At 61.4% G+C, this 16,820-nt stretch carries 20 protein-coding genes; 13 read left to right on the forward strand and 7 right to left on the reverse strand.

Annotation, left to right across the window (positions count from 1 at the left end; all coding sequences use genetic code 11):
- Positions 1 to 77: 77 nt before the first annotated feature.
- The 3 genes from RN01_RS21650 to RN01_RS21660 are packed head-to-tail and all read left to right on the forward strand — an operon-like array spanning position 78 to position 3,686.
- A complete protein-coding gene (locus tag RN01_RS21650; RefSeq protein WP_024570944.1) occupies positions 78 to 1,331 on the forward strand; it encodes an alkyl sulfatase dimerization domain-containing protein in 1,254 nt (417 codons plus the stop codon).
- A gap of 9 nt (positions 1,332 to 1,340) precedes the next feature.
- Positions 1,341 to 2,366, forward strand: coding sequence for a tripartite tricarboxylate transporter substrate binding protein (locus RN01_RS21655; protein ID WP_017512241.1), 1,026 nt, complete (start codon positions 1,341 to 1,343; stop codon positions 2,364 to 2,366).
- Between the two features lie 21 nt (positions 2,367 to 2,387).
- On the forward strand, positions 2,388 to 3,686 hold the full coding sequence (locus tag RN01_RS21660; RefSeq protein WP_017512242.1) for a DUF1254 domain-containing protein: 1,299 nt from the start codon (positions 2,388 to 2,390) through the stop codon (positions 3,684 to 3,686).
- 228 nt (positions 3,687 to 3,914) lie between these two features.
- Here the strand turns inward: RN01_RS21660 and RN01_RS33230 are convergent, their stop codons facing one another.
- A complete protein-coding gene (locus tag RN01_RS33230; RefSeq protein ID WP_017512243.1) occupies positions 3,915 to 4,073 on the reverse strand; it encodes an autotransporter outer membrane beta-barrel domain-containing protein in 159 nt (52 codons plus the stop codon).
- A 175-nt stretch (positions 4,074 to 4,248) separates the two neighbouring features.
- Between RN01_RS33230 and RN01_RS34700 the strand changes: the two genes are divergently transcribed.
- From RN01_RS34700 to RN01_RS21685, 5 genes are all read left to right on the forward strand, one after another.
- Positions 4,249 to 4,431 carry a hypothetical protein gene (locus RN01_RS34700; RefSeq protein WP_223277370.1) on the forward strand — a complete coding sequence of 61 codons (183 nt, stop codon included), beginning with the start codon at positions 4,249 to 4,251 and terminating at the stop codon, positions 4,429 to 4,431.
- 235 nt (positions 4,432 to 4,666) lie between these two features.
- Entirely contained in the window at positions 4,667 to 5,362 is a 696-nt protein-coding gene (locus tag RN01_RS21670) for a response regulator transcription factor (protein ID WP_017512245.1), read from the forward strand.
- A complete protein-coding gene (locus RN01_RS21675) occupies positions 5,359 to 7,281 on the forward strand; it encodes an ATP-binding protein (protein WP_039016770.1) in 1,923 nt (640 codons plus the stop codon). The genes RN01_RS21670 and RN01_RS21675 overlap by 4 nt, the downstream gene beginning before the upstream one ends.
- Positions 7,282 to 7,460: 179 nt before the next feature.
- Positions 7,461 to 7,778 (forward strand): high-potential iron-sulfur protein, encoded by a 318-nt coding sequence (locus tag RN01_RS21680; RefSeq protein WP_017512246.1) that lies wholly within the window; start codon positions 7,461 to 7,463, stop codon positions 7,776 to 7,778.
- 510 nt (positions 7,779 to 8,288) lie between these two features.
- On the forward strand, positions 8,289 to 8,753 hold the full coding sequence (locus RN01_RS21685) for an NUDIX hydrolase (protein WP_017512248.1): 465 nt from the start codon (positions 8,289 to 8,291) through the stop codon (positions 8,751 to 8,753).
- A gap of 343 nt (positions 8,754 to 9,096) precedes the next feature.
- Here the strand turns inward: RN01_RS21685 and RN01_RS21690 are convergent, their stop codons facing one another.
- Complete coding sequence (locus RN01_RS21690) at positions 9,097 to 9,300, reverse strand: cold-shock protein (protein WP_017512249.1); 204 nt, start codon at positions 9,298 to 9,300, stop codon at positions 9,097 to 9,099.
- A gap of 442 nt (positions 9,301 to 9,742) precedes the next feature.
- A protein-coding gene (locus tag RN01_RS21695) for an IS3 family transposase (RefSeq protein ID WP_104669820.1) occupies positions 9,743 to 10,953 on the reverse strand; the annotation gives its coding sequence in 2 pieces (ribosomal slippage) (positions 9,743 to 10,638 and positions 10,638 to 10,953; 1,212 coding nt in all).
- A gap of 803 nt (positions 10,954 to 11,756) precedes the next feature.
- Here RN01_RS21695 and RN01_RS21705 point away from each other — a divergent pair.
- The 4 genes from RN01_RS21705 (at position 11,757) to infA (ending at position 13,987) form a co-directional block, all read left to right on the forward strand.
- Positions 11,757 to 11,987 carry a hypothetical protein gene (locus RN01_RS21705; protein WP_223277371.1) on the forward strand — a complete coding sequence of 77 codons (231 nt, stop codon included), beginning with the start codon at positions 11,757 to 11,759 and terminating at the stop codon, positions 11,985 to 11,987.
- A gap of 213 nt (positions 11,988 to 12,200) precedes the next feature.
- Positions 12,201 to 12,485: a hypothetical protein gene (locus RN01_RS34705; protein ID WP_017512254.1), complete on the forward strand. Its 285-nt coding sequence runs from the start codon at positions 12,201 to 12,203 to the stop codon at positions 12,483 to 12,485.
- Positions 12,486 to 12,613: 128 nt separating this feature from the next.
- Positions 12,614 to 13,045: a hypothetical protein gene (locus tag RN01_RS21715; RefSeq protein WP_024570939.1), complete on the forward strand. Its 432-nt coding sequence runs from the start codon at positions 12,614 to 12,616 to the stop codon at positions 13,043 to 13,045.
- A gap of 720 nt (positions 13,046 to 13,765) precedes the next feature.
- On the forward strand, positions 13,766 to 13,987 hold the full coding sequence (infA, locus tag RN01_RS33245; protein ID WP_008646230.1) for a translation initiation factor IF-1: 222 nt from the start codon (positions 13,766 to 13,768) through the stop codon (positions 13,985 to 13,987).
- 121 nt (positions 13,988 to 14,108) lie between these two features.
- On the opposite strand, the gene RN01_RS21720 is transcribed toward infA, so the two are convergent.
- Entirely contained in the window at positions 14,109 to 14,309 is a 201-nt protein-coding gene (locus RN01_RS21720; protein ID WP_231582291.1) for a DUF2188 domain-containing protein, read from the reverse strand.
- 233 nt (positions 14,310 to 14,542) lie between these two features.
- Here RN01_RS21720 and RN01_RS21725 point away from each other — a divergent pair, with 233 nt between their 5' ends.
- The gene (locus RN01_RS21725; protein WP_024570938.1) at positions 14,543 to 15,274 is read left to right on the forward strand and encodes a serine protease; all 732 of its coding nucleotides are present in this window, start codon (positions 14,543 to 14,545) and stop codon (positions 15,272 to 15,274) included.
- Positions 15,275 to 15,399: 125 nt separating this feature from the next.
- Here RN01_RS21725 and RN01_RS21730 read toward each other — a convergent pair whose 3' ends face one another.
- From RN01_RS21730 to RN01_RS34710, 3 genes are all read right to left on the reverse strand, one after another.
- Positions 15,400 to 15,855, reverse strand: coding sequence for a hypothetical protein (locus RN01_RS21730; RefSeq protein ID WP_017515230.1), 456 nt, complete (start codon positions 15,853 to 15,855; stop codon positions 15,400 to 15,402).
- Between the two features lie 188 nt (positions 15,856 to 16,043).
- Positions 16,044 to 16,229, reverse strand: a complete 186-nt coding sequence (locus RN01_RS21735; protein WP_223277372.1) for a hypothetical protein — start codon at positions 16,227 to 16,229, stop codon at positions 16,044 to 16,046.
- A gap of 332 nt (positions 16,230 to 16,561) precedes the next feature.
- Positions 16,562 to 16,820, reverse strand: a 259-nt coding sequence (locus RN01_RS34710; protein WP_369799880.1) for a hypothetical protein, incomplete at its 5' end; no start/stop codon positions are given.

Consider the following 16,820-nt stretch of genomic DNA (forward strand, 5'->3'; position numbering starts at 1 on the left):
CCGCCGGGGACTTTCCCCACTGCATATAACGGCGAATCTGCGCGTGAATATCCCTTCGCCAATTGGAAGGGACGCACATGAACGCAATCGAGGACCGCCCCGCCGCGCTGATCACCGGCAAGGGCATCGACGCCATTGGAGATGGCATCTGGCTGCTGCATGGCCAAGGCCAGAGCTTCGTCGCCGATGTGGGTGGCGGGTTGCTGGTGGTCGACAGCGGTCCCGGCGGGCGCATTACGGCGGGCATGATCGAGGCCCTGCGCACACAGACGGACCTGCCCGTCCTGGCGATCTGCTACAGCCACGGTCACCTGGGCTACAACGCCGGCGTGAAGCAGTGGCTCGACCATGCCGCGCAACGTGGGGACCCCGCGCCGCGCATCCTGGCGCATGCCAATGTGCTGGCCCGCCAGAAGCGCTATCGGGAAACGCAGCGGATGCAGGAGCGCATGGCCGAGATCCAGTTCCGCCACGCCAGCGGCGCCCTGGCCGGCAAGCTGGGCCAGAACCGCCCTACGGAGACCTTCACCGAAGGCATCACGGTCGGGCATGGTGACCGGCGCGCCGAGATTCTGTGGGCGCCATCGGAGACTGACGATGCCGTCGCCGTCTGGCTGCCTGGAAGCCGGTTGCTCTACGGCGGCCCCGCCGTGATCGACTCCATCCCGAATGTCGGCACACCGTTCCGCACCATGCGCGACACCGTGCGCTGGGCGGAAACGCTGGAACGGCTGGCCAGCCTGCGCCCCAAAACCGTCGTCCGTGAATTTGGCCCTTCCCTGCAAGGCGAGGACACTTGCCAGCACGTACTGCTGCACACCGCCAGGGCACTGCGCTGGATGCGCGAAGAGGTGGTGCGACTGATGAACGCCGGCTGCAACGAGCGCGAGATGCTGGCCGCGCTGCAACCACCACCGGATCTGTTCGAGCAGCCGTGGATGCAGCCTACCTACGGCGACCCGACCTATATCGCCCGCGATATCTACCGCTCCGAAAATGGCTGGTGGGATCGCAACGCCACGACGCTGCATCCGGCCGCGCCGCAGGCGGTAGCCGACGAGATCGCAGCGGCCATCGCCGATCACGGCGCGATCGTGCGGCACGCCCGCGGACTGGCGGATCGCGGCGAGATCCAGTTGGCCCTGCATGTGATCGACCTGCTAGCGCAGGCATCTGGCGATGCTCCGCATGTCGTGGAGGCTCGCCAGCTCAAGGCCGAATGGCTGCGCGCCCGCTCGAAACAGGTGCGCAGCTACGTGTCGCGCAGCCTCTACGTCGCGGCGGCCATGGTCCTGGAAAGCGGCTCGGACGACAACTTCGGCATCCACTAGGAGCCCGCCATGCCGTTCCCACAGTCTGTCGATGACATTGCCAACGACATCGCCGACCATCGCCGGCGCAATGCATTGCGCCTGCTCGCGATGCTCGGTCTGGGCGCCGCACTGCGCCCCGCCGGCGCGGCTGCCACCTGGCCGTCGCGCCCTATCCGCCTCGTGGTGCCCGCTTCAGCCGGAAGCGGCCCCGATCTTTTCGCCCGACCGCTGGCTGAAATGATCGGCAAGCGGCTGGGCCAATCGTTCGTGATCGACAACAAGCCGGGCGCCACCGGCATCATCGGCAACGACATCGTCGCCAAGGCCGCGCCGGACGGTCAGACCCTGCTGTTCACTTACGCGGCAACGGTAGTCATCAACCAGACGCTGCAGCCAAAGATGCCGTACGACGGCCTGCGCGACCTCGCTCCCATCGCCCAGATCGGCGCAGGCGGCAACTTCCTTGTGGTGGCGCCCGACTTCCCCGCCCGCAACCTCAAGGAGTTCGTCGCACACATACGCGCGCGGCCGGATGCCTATGACTACGCGTCCTGGGGTATCGGCTCGGGCGGCCATCTGACGATGGAGGCCCTGAAGATGCAGACGGGCATCCGCCTGCGGCACGTGCCCTACAAGACGGTGCCGCAGATTCTGAACGACATGCAGGGCGGCGTCGTGCGCGTGGCCTTCGTCGACACCTCGTCGTCGCTGCCATTGCTTCGCGCGGGGAAGCTGCGCGCGCTGGCTATCAGCGGCACGCGGCGCGGCTCCGCCTCGCCCGAGGTACCCACGATGACCGAGCAAGGCTATCCGTTCGACACCAACAGCTGGTACGGCATGTTCGCGCCAGCAGGCACCCCAGACGCGATCGTGCAACGGCTCAACGCGGAAGTTAACCTCGCCCTTGCCAGCGCCGAGATGCGCGAACGTTTCATGCAGTTGAACATGGCCGATCCGCCGATCAGGACCGCCGCGCAATTCGCGCAGACCGTGCGCGATGACGTGACGGCGTGGGGCAACGTGATCCGTGCCAACCACATCACCGTGGACTGACCATCGAAACCCGAAGACACCATGACCCTGAACGCCACCACACTTGACCAGCGTATTGGCGACGCCTTCGTCTACACCTTCCCCTTGCATGACGTGGCGCGCACGCGCTGGCGCTTCACGCAGCAGGAGACCACACGTGGCAAACCGCCTAACCGGCTGCATCACAACCGGCATCTGCTGGACGATCGCGCCCGGCAGGTGACAATGCCCAATAACGACACGTTGTACTCGTCGGCGTGGCTCGACCTGTCCGACGCACCCGTGACGCTGGCGATGCCTGACATGGGTGACCGCTACTACAGCGTGGCACTGCTCGATGCCTTCACAAACAACTTCGCTTGCCTGGGCCCGCGCACCAACGGCCTTGGCGCCCACACGTTCGTGATAGCCGGCCCGGCACACCATGCCAGCGCGGCAACGGCGCTACCGGTCGGCGCGACGCTGGTCCGGGCGCCTTGCAACGATGTCTGGCTGCTGGCGCGCACGCTCGTCGATGGCGAACACGATGCACCCGCCGTGCATGCGCTACAGGACCAGATGCAACTGCAGGCCAGCGCCAGGGAACCCGAACGGTTCATCACTACACCCGACGAATCCAGTCCGGCCGCATATCTGTCGCTCGTCAACGAGACCCTGGCGCGCAACGGCGTGCCGGCCGACGAACAGTTCATGGTCGACGGGTGGGCCGATCTTGGCATCCGGCCTGGCGCGCTGGACGCATGGAGCACGCTCGATCCGCAGGTGCGCGATGCCTGGACGCGGCTGTGGCCGGCGCTGCGCCACCGGCTCGAACACCCGCCCAAGGGCAGCATCCGTCGAAGCGGCCCCAAGGGCTCGTGGTTCAGTGGCACAGACCATATCGGCAACTTCGGCAAGGACTACGTGTACCGCGCCTACATCGCGCTCGTCGGACTCGGCGCGCTGGAACGCGCGGAAGCGATCTATGCAACCGCCCTGGTGGATGGCGACGGACAGGCACTCGACGGTGGGCACCGCTATCGGCTGCACGTGCCGGCGAACATGCCTGTCGACGCATTCTGGTCGCTGTCGATGTACGAGTTCGAACCGGATGGCCGGCGCTTTTTCACGGCCAACCCGATCCGCCGTTATGCGATTGGGGACCGCACGCCCGGACTGATCCGCAATGCGGACGGATCGCTCGACATCGCCATCCAGCACGCGCAACCCGAGGCCGGCACCGCCAACTGGCTGCCCGCGCCTGCTGGCCGGTTCTCGATGGCCCTGCGGTACTACCACCCGCAGGCCGACCTGATCGAGCACCGGTTCGTGATGGCGGACACTGAGCGCGTCGCCGGGTAACCTGGGCGGGGTGGTCCGATGCGTCGGTGCCCCGCCTGACGGCCGTCAGAACGCGCCGCCCTTGCAGTCGCCCGGCGGGTTCTTTTAAGAAGCTTGCGCATCTCGCTGTCACGCAAGCGGGCCACGGCTCAGCCATGGGGGTTGGCACCATCTTCCGGCGTCATCGCATCAACGAATTCCCAATACGTTCTCATATTTGGGTATGCGATTGGCGCTGCCTGCCCGTGCTCAGAAGCGAACATTGAGCGTGGCCTGGACGCCATGGTCCTGGGCGTTGCCGGCGATCTGTCCCTGATAGGCCAGACCCAGCGTTGCCGTGCGGCCAACCTTGACGTCGAATCCGGCCTCGATCACGGCGCTGTCCTTGGCGATTGGTACCCCGGCCACGGCAAAGGCGCCGAGGACCGTGGGAGTCGCGCGGTGCCTGGTGGTATCGGCAGGGCGCTATGCCGCGCGCCGGTGCCAATGGCGTCTTACCACCCGCCCGCCGCGCGGGCATGGAAGTTGTCCCGATTCGACTTGCTGTGTTGTGTCGGTGGCCGGCTGGCGGCCGCAGCGCTTGATGATTCGCTTCAGATTCATGACGACTTCCCCGGAGTCGGTGACCAAGTCGAAGACCGACTCGATGACCAACTTGATGACCAATGGCATCCACGCCGAGTACGTGACCCGGCGTGGCGCGGTGTTTGGAATAGGAGTGCGTGACCTGGCAGCCGGGATGTCCAGCCTGCCACCCGTGCCCTGACCGTGTCTTGGATGTGTCTTGGACGTGTCTTGAGGCAGGAGGCAATTAGATAAGTGACGGCAACGCCTGCCTATCACTACAAACTGGTATTTCGCCGCGATGCGCCAGCAGCGTGACGGCACCACCGCGAATCCCGGCGATATACCCCACTAAATACTGGTTTCAAGGGATGGCCCGGTGTGGTCGGCGCGCCGCATAATGCGCGCTGATTCGTCTCTTCTGGGAGCCCGGGCCGATGCCCTTGCGCACGCTTGCCGCCGATCTGACCTTGCCTGCGCCGGCGTTGCTGGTGGAGGACGACCCGTTGGTCTCTCGCCGGCTGGAGAACCTGCTGCAACAGCTCGGCTATGCGCCAGATGCGCTTGTACTGGCCGCTTCGCTGGCCGAAGCACGCGCCCGCGTGGCGGACCAGCCCGTGGCGCTGGCACTGGTGGACCTGGGCCTGCCCGATGGCAGCGGCATCGACCTGATCGCCGAGTTGCGCGCGGCCGACCCCGGACTGGGCATTCTCGTGATTTCCGCATGGAGCACCCAGGATGCGATCCTGGCCGCCCTGCGTGCCGGGGCCACCGGCTACGTGGTCAAGGAACGCGACGATCTTGAAGTTGCACTGGCCCTGCGCAGCGTGCTGCGCGGCGGCGCGCCCATCGACCCGTTCATCGCCCGGCGCATCATTGAGGAACTGCATCCCGGCCCGAGCGAGTCGGCTAACGCGCAGACGCCCGAACCATCGGCCGAACGCCTGAGCCCGCGCGAACACCAGATCCTGCGACTGGTGGCAGATGGGCTGGCCAACCGCGAGATCGCCGAGCGCCTGTTCCTCTCGCGCTACACCGTGGAATGCCACATCAAGCATATCTATCGCAAGCTCGCCGTCTCGTCGCGCACCAGGGCGATCAACGCTGCGCGCTCGCGTGGCTTGCTGGGATGAAGCGCTGGCTCACCTGCCTCGCGCACCTCATGCTGTGGCTGGTTGCGGCGTCGGCCTGGGCGCAGACACCAACGGCCCAATGTTCGGTGCGCATCCTCACCGTCAGCACGGCCGAAGCGGGCCCACAAGGCGCGCGCCCCGATCCCTCGCAGTGGCGCTCGGTCACATTGCCCGACGACTGGAACCGCCGCCAGCCCGGCTTCGGCGGCAGCGTCTGGTATCGCATCGACTGGCAGCGCGAATGCCCGGGCACACTGCGCGAACCGGTCGCGCTGGTACTGCAATCGGTGGTGATGGCGGGCGAAGCCTTCATCAACGACGAGCCGCTGTGGCGCGACGCGCAACTCATCGAGCCGCTGTCGCGGAGTTGGAACCTGCCGCGCCATTGGCGCCTGCCCGAAGCCTGGATTCATGACGGCGTGAACACGCTCTGGGTGCGCGTGGTGGGTGTGGCCGGGCAGTCCCTGGGGCTGGGGCCGGTTTTCCTTGGTGATCCGCTGGCGATGCAGCAGCGCTATGACGAGCTCTGGTGGCGCCATCGCACGCTGTTCATGATCAACGTCATTGTGTCGGGCGTGATGGCGGCACTGTTCTTCTGCATCTGGGTGGTGCGGCGCGAGCAGACCGCTTATGGCTGGTACGCGCTCATGTACCTGTTCTGGGTACTGTTCATTGCCAACGTGCTGGTGACCACCCCCTGGCCGTGGCAAAGCACGCTGACGGTGGCGCGTTTCAACACCATGGCGCTGCTGTTGTCCATCGCCTGCTTCTGTGTGTTCACCTGGCGCTTTGGCGGGCAGCACCTGCCGCGCATCGAACGGGCACTGTGGTGGATCACCGGCTTACTGCTGGCCACCCAGGTAGTGGTGCCGGATGCGTACGTGGGTCATGCGCAGTTGGTGGGCATCATGGTTGCCGCCGCGATCTTCTACTTCAATGCCCTGCAGTTCTTATTCCACGCGCTGCGCACACGCCAGCGGGAGCACGCGCTGCTGGCAGGCTGCCTGCTGATCCTGCTAGCCGCCAGCCTGCACGACCTCCTGCTGTTGCTGGCCGTTCTCCGCGGGTCGTACCCAATCTCGCCTTACACCAGCATTGTGGTCACCCTATGCCTGTCCGGCATCCTGGGGCTGCGCCACGCGCACAACGTACATCGTATCGAGCAGTTCAACCAGGAACTGGCCGACGGCATCAGCGACGCCCGCGCCGAACTGGCCACGACCCTGGCACGCGAGCATGCGCTGACGCTGGGCAACACCCGTCTGCAAGAACGCCTGCAGATCGCGCACGACCTGCATGACGGCGTGGGCGGATCGCTCGTGCACATGATGGCTCTGGTCGAACAGAGCGAGGCACCGCTGCAGCGCCAGCATGTGCTTTCCATGCTCAAACTGATCCGCGATGACCTGCGCCAGACCATCGACAGCAGCGCCAGTGTGGGCGTCGAGGTACCGGCGACGCCACTGGAGTGGATCGCGCCTCTGCGCTACCGCTTTACGGAACTGTTCGACGAACTGGGCATCGCCATCGACTGGCAGTGCCCCGCCCAGTGGCGGACACCGCCCTCCGCCCTGCAGTGCCTGGCGCTGATCCGCCTGCTGGAAGAATCACTGACCAACGTCGTCAAGCACAGCCGCGCGCGGCGCGTGCGCGTTTGCCTGGAACTCCCCGACGCCAATCGGCTGATGCTGAGCATCGACGACGACGGCGTCGGCTTCGACGTCGCGGCGGTGCGGCAAGCCGGCATGAGCGTGGGGATGCGCAGCATGCACCTGCGCATCGCGCGTGTGGGCGGCACGCTGACCGTGAACTCGCAGCCAGGCCACACCATGCTGAATGCTGAACTGGCACTCAAATCGGTCCAGCCGCCACAATCGGACGGCGAAGACACTCCCAAGGCACTGCAAGCGTCGATGTAAAGCACGGGACGCAGCCTTCCGCGTCACTACCCGCGCAACGTCGGACAATCACTGACAGCAGCCATCGCCCGCACGACCTATAAGAAGAGTTGAAGATTCATCCGGCAACGCGCTCGCGCTGCCGGCGTCTGGATGCACTCGCGCATCCTTGCGAATTTCAACCTGGAGGAGGTATCGCGATGACGAATCGAAGGCGATTTTTATCGAGTATTTCGGGAGTTGTTCTGGCCACCGTGGCCGGGGTTGATGGCAAGGCGGAAGCGCAAACTACTGCGAAACTGGATGAGAAGGACCCTCAAGCGGTAGCGCTGGGATACAAGCACGATACAAGCAAGGTCGACAAAGCCAAATTCGCGAAACACGACGTCAGCCAGAAGTGCAGCAATTGCCAGCTATACCAGGGCAAGCCAGGCGATGCATGGGGGCCCTGCCCGATCTTCGCCGGCAAGCAGGTCTCCGCGAATGGATGGTGTAACTCGTATGTGAAAAAAGCTTGATCCACGCAGTATTGACTTGGCAGATTCGCACGATAAAACAACGCGAACCCCGCCCCCTTCGACGTCGCCGGGCACGGCGCCTATGCGTGCAACGGTGCGCTCATCAACCGGCGCACCGTAGAGATATAAGCCTCCGGCGACTATGCGTATGCGTGGTATCGGAAGGCTACCTTTACTCTGGACCGCCGATCGTGACCCACATCGTGGGGACGGGCGTGACATTCGCCGCCAGCAGCATCCAGTGTGACGCCGCTTAGATCGCCGACTCCGGCCATCTCCTGATAACGGACAGTGCGTGGACGGGCCAGCGCCATGGTCTCTCTTCGAGCGGAGGCACCCCGGCTGAGCCCAACATCATTTCCGTGCGTAGCGGCTCGATCATCGCGGCAACCTGCTGAACGTCAGCATGATCGGGCATTTCAAAAATGCCTGGCAGCCATGAAGAACGCGTCAAGAGCGACTATGGCCTCCCGCCGGTACGCATCCAACTACCCTTCGGCCGCTTGCGGCATGGAAAACTCAGCCCAGACTGCCGGCTTCTGCAAAGCGGCAATCTCCCGGTATGATGCCCGCCAGGCATCGATTTTCTCCACTCGAACCATGAAAACAAAGGTAAGGGCCACCGTAGTTTGCGCGCGCGGCGACCGCGTGCTACTGGTTTCAAAGGACGGCAGCAGATGGGCGCTACCGGGTGGCCGTCCGACCAAGAATGAGACGTTTGCTGACGCAGCAGGCCGGGAACTTCTGGAGGAGACCACGTTACTGGCTCGCGGGCTCGGATTCTTGTTTCAAGTCGTTGGCGCAACCACCGTGCACCACGTCTTCGTCGCGAATATTGGGAAATCGGCCGTGCCGAAACCAAGCAAGGAAATCCAGGGCTGCCAGTGGTTTTCGCAAGCCGAGTTGGGAGAGATCATCGTTAGCCCAACGACCCGTCACATCATTGAGAGCGTCTGGGCAGAGCGCCAGCGTTAGAACTCGGCGGCAGGCCGCTTGCGACTTTCGACTTGCCACTTGCCACTTTCGGACATTCGCTGCTCCGTGCGCAAAATCAAACTGGCGCGAGCGAAGGGAATACCCACGCTGCAAGCAGCGTGCCTACAAGCTGGAAGCTTCGCCAGCGATGCGGCCGGACTCACCAGCGCACCAGCGTGGTCTCGAACATCGATGGACCGATCCTGACGATCGCCAGCCGCTACCCATCACTTTAGCCGGGCCAGGGTCGTCATAGCGGCGAACCTATTCCGCCGTAACGAAATAGAAAAAGCCCCGCCAGTTCTCTCCCGGCAGGGCTTCTTGCACAACTTCGAGGGCTACCTTAGATCGGTTCGATCTTGGTCGCCGAGGGGCCCTTCTGGCCTACGCCGGCCACATAGCGCACTTTCTGGCCTTCCTGAAGCGACTTGAACCCATTGCCCTGTACTTCGGAAAAATGGGCAAAGAGGTCGTCTCCGCCTGCATCCGGCGTGATGAAGCCAAAACCCTTCGAATCGTTAAACCACTTTACAGTACCGGTTTCCATGTAGAAATTCCTTAAAAATTCTCGTCGTGCCGAAATAGCGGACGAGGCATGACGATCAAGGAGGAAACATGGAGAGAAAGTGGTGCTGCCGAGGTAAACACCTAACGCTTCGAGGTTACGCTTGAAGATCCTGCCATCATACTTATACAGGTACACCGCATCTCGGTCAATGAACATCTCACAGCAATCAATGCGTATCTGGCAAGCGCGGCACGAGGTAATGAACGGAGCATCGACGAAGCAACCCCAGGCTTTTCGACGATGCATACTACAGTCGCAGTCTTTCGGCACAAGAGGTCTTCATATGGCTCATCGAGCCTTTGCACCCACCCACCTTTATTGACTACGCGAACGCATCGAAACGGATGCCCCGTTCCGATCATGGACTTCGCGCAAGGTCTCCATGGCACTTGGATTTGCCCCCGTACTTCCGGACACCGCCTCACACTAAGGTTGATGAATCGGTCCTGCGTCGGAACTCGCGCGGCGAGCGATATTTCAACGCGCTGTGAGGATGTTTCTCGTTGTAGTGCTCGAATGCAATGGCCAAGTTGCGCGCAGCCGTTGCCGCGTCGGGCTTCGGCATGAAGGCGACATAGTCACGTTTCATCGTCTTCACGAAGCTTTCCGCCATGCCGTTGCTCTGCGGGCTGCACACCGGCGTCGTCAACGGCTTCAAGCCGATGGACGCCGCAAAGCTGCGGGTTTTGTCCGCCGTATAGCCCGAACCGTTATCCGTCAGCCATTCGATTTCAGCCGGCGAGCTCAGCGCGGCGCCAAAACGATTTTCGACGGCGGCGAGCATCACGTCGCGCACCACATCGCCACTGTGGCCGCCGGTCGTCGCCGCCCAGCTCATCGCTTCACGGTCGCAGCAATCCAGCGCGAACGTGACGCGCAGCAGCTCGCCATTATCGCAACGAAACTCAAAGCCGTCCGAGCACCAACGCTGGTTGCTCTTTGCTACTGCGACCTTGCCGTCGTGTCGTCGCTCAGGGCGTGGTGGCCGTGCTCGGCGCTGCAGCAGCAGGCCGTGAACGCGCATCACCCGATACACCCGCTTGACGTTGACCGGAGCGGCGCACCGGGCTTCCCGCTCACTTCGCAACAGGCCCCATACGCGTCGGTAACCATAGCTCGGCAAGTCGGCAATGAACAAGCGGATTTCCTCGACCAGGTCCACGTCATCCGTTTCCCGGGCCGCGCGCCCGTCCTGCCAGTCAGCAGGCCGTGCGAGCTTTGCCGCTACATTCGAGCGCGCTACACCGAGAACGTCGCAGACCTGCTTCACTGGTCGTCCCCCGGCAATGATGGCGAGCGCGCAATCCATTTTTTTGCTCGGCCATACTCCACGGCTTCGCGCAGGATTTCCACTTCCATCGTCTTCTTGCCCAGCATCCGTTGGAGCTCTTTGATTTGCTTGAGCGCGTCGCTGAGTTCCGAGGCCGGCACCACTTCCTCGCCGGCACTGACCGCCGACAAGCCGCCGTCCTGATGCAGCTTGCGCCAATGAAACAGCTGATTCGGATTCACGCCATGCTGACGCGCGACCATCGAGACCGTCTTGCCAGGCTCGAAACTCTCCCGCACCATCGCCAGCTTTTCTTCCGCCGACCACCGCCGCCGGCGCTCCGGCCCCGTCAACACTTCCATCACTTCTTGCTTATTGTTAGTCAAAAACACAGTCGTATGCCTACCCGCTATTGTAAATGGGAGACTGTGTCCGGAGCTTCAGGGGGCTGCTCCAGCACTCCTGAGCCGTGCCTCACACAACAGCATCATCTCGATCCAAGTACGCGGAGCAACGCCACACTACGTTGAAGCGGACGGTGCCCAGATTTGAGCGGCAGAGTTTCATTGACTACGGTAGGAAAGCCCCGTATAACAGATTGAGCAGGATCTTCAAGCAGCCACGCCACCTGGATTGACTTGCCCGCCTCTACGGGGCCCCTCTTCAATGCCGTCTCCTTGATCTTCTCGCTGCGCCGCACTTATTGGGGCGTAGATTGCGCGAGACAACGACGGAGACGAGCACATCCCTGATTCGAATCAATGGCGCATGACCCCTCGCATCCAGCGCGATGCGAGCGAATTCACGCGCCAGTCCGCTCCGGTACGCGCTTGCTTCCTTTCTGTTCCGCCACACCTCGTCCGGAGTTACTGAGCCGACAGACCGTGGAAAGAGGCCAATCATCTGCGGGAGAAGCGTGTGTTGGCAATCTACTTTTCCAGTTTCGCATTGCTTGTTCTCTCGCAGTTTTTTGAGTGGCACCAACGACGAAGCGAGACACCGAGCCGTACGCTCTACTGGGTTAGCGCGTTCAGCTACTCCACATCATTGCTGGTGATGGTATGCGCTGGCGCCACGATCGTCATAGGCAGCTAGGACAGATGCAATTTGAGGAACGTCTACCATGCCGGCACGAATGAGATGGCTGTGCCAAGGATACCGAGGCATGTACATACATGTCGCGGCATTCGAGGAACCCGGCGAGCCCATTCAAACGTGTGCCCCCGGGCCGAAATGGCGCTATCGGATGGCCATCCGATACACGGCAGACAGGGACGATCGGATATTTTTTGAATCCTTCGACGAAGAGGATGACTACTACACGCACACGGCGGCGGAGCAGGCAGCCCTTCACTATGGCAGGTTCGCCGTCGATCTGATTTATGGCATGGCTTGACGAAGCGCCGCGTCTCACCATGGAGAGCCACAAGACTGATTCCATGCGCCGTTCGCAGCGGTGCACGACCGTCAATCGCTAGCCACCTGCATTCGGATTGAAGGTACGAGACAGTCTGCCAAGGCGATGGTGGTAACTCTCAAGCATTGGTGGCGTACCTGAACGCCGTGACAGAAAGCGCGTGCCGGAACGCCCCTTACGTGGAGCGACATAATGGACAACTACCCTGCTGCAAACTGCAAGGGCTTTGATATCTACCCGTTGGTCTACAAATTCGACTCGCCTCGCGAATGGCACGAGCGCCGACCAGACCGCTCATACAGCGCGTCCGTGGTCATCTGTCGGGAAGGCGAGCCACCGAGCGGAAATAGCGCGCGGGTGTTTCACGTCCCAGACATGCACTGGGCTGACTTAGGGATAGCAAAGCGTGCGGCCATACGACATGGCGAGCACATCATCGATGGCCAGGTCGTAGGTGAGTCGCTAGCTGGCCTTTGATCGAGAACGCTCAACGCGCCGCGCAGCAACAGCGCCATTCGCCCCTCCCGAGTAGTCATCGAGCGCGTCCTGACCAAAGGCCGTAGGCTCATCATCCTTACGCCGCATCATGGACCGCGAAACCTACCATGGCACTCATCAGGGCAGCGCTGCTTGGCACGATGCTGGCAACAGCATCCTCCGCGCATGCAATACGTTGCGAAGGCAGTGGCAAGACGCTTTACACCCAAGATTCGGCGTGCCCAGATGGCTACGGAATCGTTGACGGCTCGCACAAAGGCAGCGTCTCGGTGCTTGGAAAGAGCGAGCACGTACGAGAAAACGAAGCGACCTTCCTGTCTGACCGCGCCTTGGAGCGAGAGACGATGCGCGGTCACGAAGCCAGAATCAAGATGGCATCGGGCGTAAGTCAATCCCGCGCTGAAGCGTGCGAAGCGTTGGGTTATCAAGCGCGATCTGTTGACGCGGCGATGGAGCAACCGAACGATCCCCACGCACTCAATACCTTGCGCAAGCTCCACCGAAACATCCAGGAGGAGCAGCAACGAAACGACTGCTAGAACTGTTGGGCACACAACGCTACGCTCGCCGAAGTGCTGGCAGGCACGCCTCTCGCCGGCAAGGATTGCATAAAGATGGTACGATGCGCATGCGTCGATGATCTTCGACGCATGCGCCGCCAGGACGACATCATCACTAGAAGAGCGTCATCGGCCACCCGGGTGTACTCCGGGTCTTCGAGGCAACTACTGCCCGTAACCATATCCGACCGGCGGCACGGCCGCTCCGCAACACAGCGCATGTACACAACGTCGCTGGCTTGCGCAAGTAAGGTCAACGTTGCGCCTGTCGCCACCCGCCTCAGCACGCGCATCGACGACGTGACCCATTTCTGCTCAGTAGGGCCACCATTTGGATTGGTGGTTACGACGAATCCCGATCGACCTGCCCTTGCGTAGCAGCAGAGCCGACTCGAAACAGAGAACAATTTGAATCAAGATTTCACTCCCTTTACCGTTTCCGTTTACCCAATTCAGCAAGAACCAGGCATCTGGTTCGCAAGCTACATGATCTCCGAGTATCGAGGCGGCGCCGAACGCGTAGTCGCAAACGTTTCGATGCGCCACGTCACCCATGGCTCGGAAGCCAAGGCCAAACAGGCGGCCCGCAACGCTGGTGACGGCGCTGTTGCCCACATGGGACGGCAGTCATTTGAACGGCACCCTACGAACCTCCCTACGCAATGCGCGTGACCCCGCCTGACACTACCGGAGCAATACATGGCTAAAGAAGAATTGGTTGAATTTGGTGGAAAGGTTTCGGAAGTACTTCCGGACAACCGCTTTCGCGTCATCCTTGAGAACGGGTTCGAGGTGTGGGCCTATTCCTCGGGTCGTCTCAAAAAGAATCGCATACGTGTTCTCGCGGGGGACCGCGTTACGCTTGAAATGTCACCATACGACCTTACGAAAGGGCGTATCAACTATCGTCACAAGTCTTGATTACTAGTTGGCGACGGGCTCACCAGGCTGTAGAGCCTCTGTCGATCGTACTGGCGGTCGGGGTTACGCGATAACGACGGCGCGGCGTGGAGGAGCGACTCCGCGCACAACATCCGCGCCGTCAGGATTTGCGATGGTTCAGCGGATCGAAGGATTTCCGCTCTTTGATCTGGCCATCTCGGTCATGGATGAAGAGCTTGACCCCGTCCTGCTTCGCGGCGTCTGTGGCAGCAGCGATTGCCTCGACTTCTGTTGGAAACAGAACGGTAGCGCCGTTTGGCCCCTCCACGACCACAATCCAACCTCGGTCGTCATCCGGCATGACGTGGATATTTCGAGAAGCCATAATTGCCCCCAGTTGATGGCGCTGTACACCCAGTCTCGCGTAACCAGGTGCATCTCCGCAATCGGGCGCTGTCCCACGACGGGTAACGCACCTCCGTTGGTAACGCACATCCGTTGCGCATAGACAGTGACCGTCTGCGACGTTTCGGGCAATCCAGCACAAACCAACTATGCTTGTCTTGTTAGTAGACAGGTGAGAATGGCGAAATGATGATCGAACCCATCCTGCTGGTCGCCACGCGCGTCGCGACATTCGATGGGCAGCAGGCGCTGACCAATGCCACCGGTTTTTTCTTCGAACGAGATAATCGCCTGTTTGTTGTGACAAGCCGGCATGTGCTGTTCGATGAGCCAAGCAAGCACTTCCCTGACCGGATCGAGATCGAGTTACATGTCAATCCGGAAAACATGGCGGAGTCCATCGGCTTCTCCATTCTGCTGTATCGAGATGGCAAGAGTGTCTGGCGCGACGGGCTCGATACCGCCGGCGGGATCGACGTGGGCGTCATCGAACTCGACCGCGCTGCGTTGCCGCCAGAGATGGTCTATCGGGCCTTTACGCCCGCTCACCTGCATAGGCCGCACGACCCCATCGAAGCGGGCACTTCGTTACTGATTGTTGGATTCCCGCTGGGCTTTCATGACACGCTTCATCATTTACCCGTGGTGCGGCAGGCTGTCATCGCTTCCTCATTCGGCATGCGCTTTAAGGGGAAGGGCTACTTCCTGACCGATGCCCGGACGCATCGCGGCACCAGCGGCGCACCGGTCGTCACGCGCATCCTTAGTACCGATGCCGGCACACACGCACTGCCATGGATGCTGCTCGGCATTCATTCGGCGCGGCTGGACGTGAGTTCGCGGGACTTCGAACTAGACGAAGCCCTAGGTTTGAACTCCGCCTGGTACGCCGACATCTTGCTGCCGCTCACGGAAAAATGATTCGCAGGCGCAAACTGGCAGCAGCGGCATCATTCGTTGCGGGCGGCAGTACTTGCGCAGGGATGGCGCCTGAAAAGACGACTGGCAAGACAGCCTGTGACTGCGCGGTGGGGCGTTGACGTGTCCTACACGTCCGCCCACGTGAATATGGTGCCAGCGTCGATTATCTGGATAGCGTAGGCTCGCGCGACAACCATAGCCTCGCTATCAGAACGGAATATGCCGGGAGCGACGAGGTAATCCGTTCTTCGATCAAAGATGTTGGCCGTGGAGCTGGAACCATATATCCGAACTTCACCTGTCCACTGCGCTCGCTCTTTGGATGCAGCGGACACTTCGTAGCCGAAGTCTCCGTGCCGATGGACCGGACCCACCCTCGCATCGACCCAACGCATGCCAGCTCTTTCAGCCTTCTGCGATGCCTCTTGCGCGGTTCGATAGGCATCGGGACCAAGATCGATCACATGATCAATTGCGACATCGGCTTGATGCTCCGTCACAATCAGGCGGGGGTTGTACTCGCCACTGGCAAGCAATTGCGGATTGCAGTTGATGATGTGCCGCCTGTAGGTGGTAGCCATTTCAAACTCCCTGGTTAGCGCAAGCCTAGCATGGCGAAAGAACGCCCCATCCTCGACGGCCGCCAGTACGCAGACCCGGCCGATCGTAAAGCCTCAGTCGAAAGCTATCGAGCAAGGAAACTCAGCAGAGTTTGATCATGCCCAAGTTGATTCTCGTCGGGATGAGGACTTGGGACCGCAGTGTGTGATTAGACCGGATTCTTGTCGATCCGAAGCAACGCTTCGTCCATTGCGTCGATCGCAGCAAGCTCGCGAGTAGGATAGCTGTTTCCATGGCTGCTAAATGTTGTGCGTCCGTCGATGGTATAGGTCCAGCACCAGTCCCCGTATGTCCTTTCGACAACGTCAAACTTCAGGTGGCGATCCTTGTACATCAGACTCTCGAACATAGTTCTCGCATTCAAATTCAGCATGATTTAGTAACCCTCGATACCCCTGAGGATATCAATCGCAGCCAACGCCGTGTGAGCAGCCCCCATTGCGCACCTTAACACTCCTGCCCAGGGCAGGAGTACGTGGAGTATGCGCGGCACGGATCGTCTGCGTGCGATTGCTGCACAAGCTATGTCTCTGGTTTCGCGTGATGACCTGGCCTAATGGGATGCAAGCGCAACGCCAAACAACGCCATGGGTCACCTGCCCGCATGGTCTACTGCTACAACGTAGCGCACCACCGTAGCTTTGGTGAGAGGCTGTCAGAATCCTTCTAGTATTCGTCGACACCCAGGATCTGATCAATGGACGCCCGTGCGGCGAGCTCGCCCACTAAATGTGCCCAGCGACGCGAAAACGGGGACCCCATCACCTTGAGGCGCGCACCGTAGACTGCATCACGAGCGCGAATCGGCCCCTTGATCTGGAACCAAGCGTAAGCGCTCAATTGACGACGTCTGGTATTGAAGGCTGAACGTTGGCAGGCTAGCGTCCGCAAAGACTTTGCGGACGCAAACATGATCCAAGACGAG

Origin of the sequence: Cupriavidus sp. SHE, from assembly GCF_000812445.1 — a bacterium.
In the GTDB taxonomy this organism is placed as follows: Bacteria; Pseudomonadota; Gammaproteobacteria; order Burkholderiales; family Burkholderiaceae; genus Cupriavidus; species Cupriavidus metallidurans.

Coding starts and splice junctions, on each gene's coding strand:
- RN01_RS21650 (WP_024570944.1), top strand. CDS start 78: ATGAACGCAATCGAGGACCGCCCCGCCGCGCTGATCACCGGCAAGGGC.
- RN01_RS21655 (WP_017512241.1), top strand. CDS start 1,341: ATGCCGTTCCCACAGTCTGTCGATGACATTGCCAACGACATCGCCGAC.
- RN01_RS21660 (WP_017512242.1), top strand. CDS start 2,388: ATGACCCTGAACGCCACCACACTTGACCAGCGTATTGGCGACGCCTTC.
- RN01_RS34700 (WP_223277370.1), top strand. CDS start 4,249: ATGATTCGCTTCAGATTCATGACGACTTCCCCGGAGTCGGTGACCAAG.
- RN01_RS21670 (WP_017512245.1), top strand. CDS start 4,667: ATGCCCTTGCGCACGCTTGCCGCCGATCTGACCTTGCCTGCGCCGGCG.
- RN01_RS21675 (WP_039016770.1), top strand. CDS start 5,359: ATGAAGCGCTGGCTCACCTGCCTCGCGCACCTCATGCTGTGGCTGGTT.
- RN01_RS21680 (WP_017512246.1), top strand. CDS start 7,461: ATGACGAATCGAAGGCGATTTTTATCGAGTATTTCGGGAGTTGTTCTG.
- RN01_RS21685 (WP_017512248.1), top strand. CDS start 8,289: ATGGAAAACTCAGCCCAGACTGCCGGCTTCTGCAAAGCGGCAATCTCC.
- RN01_RS21690 (WP_017512249.1), bottom strand. CDS start 9,300: ATGGAAACCGGTACTGTAAAGTGGTTTAACGATTCGAAGGGTTTTGGC.
- RN01_RS21705 (WP_223277371.1), top strand. CDS start 11,757: ATGTACATACATGTCGCGGCATTCGAGGAACCCGGCGAGCCCATTCAA.
- RN01_RS34705 (WP_017512254.1), top strand. CDS start 12,201: ATGGACAACTACCCTGCTGCAAACTGCAAGGGCTTTGATATCTACCCG.
- RN01_RS21715 (WP_024570939.1), top strand. CDS start 12,614: ATGGCACTCATCAGGGCAGCGCTGCTTGGCACGATGCTGGCAACAGCA.
- infA (WP_008646230.1), top strand. CDS start 13,766: ATGGCTAAAGAAGAATTGGTTGAATTTGGTGGAAAGGTTTCGGAAGTA.
- RN01_RS21720 (WP_231582291.1), bottom strand. CDS start 14,309: ATGCCGGATGACGACCGAGGTTGGATTGTGGTCGTGGAGGGGCCAAAC.
- RN01_RS21725 (WP_024570938.1), top strand. CDS start 14,543: ATGATCGAACCCATCCTGCTGGTCGCCACGCGCGTCGCGACATTCGAT.
- RN01_RS21730 (WP_017515230.1), bottom strand. CDS start 15,855: ATGGCTACCACCTACAGGCGGCACATCATCAACTGCAATCCGCAATTG.
- RN01_RS21735 (WP_223277372.1), bottom strand. CDS start 16,229: ATGTACAAGGATCGCCACCTGAAGTTTGACGTTGTCGAAAGGACATAC.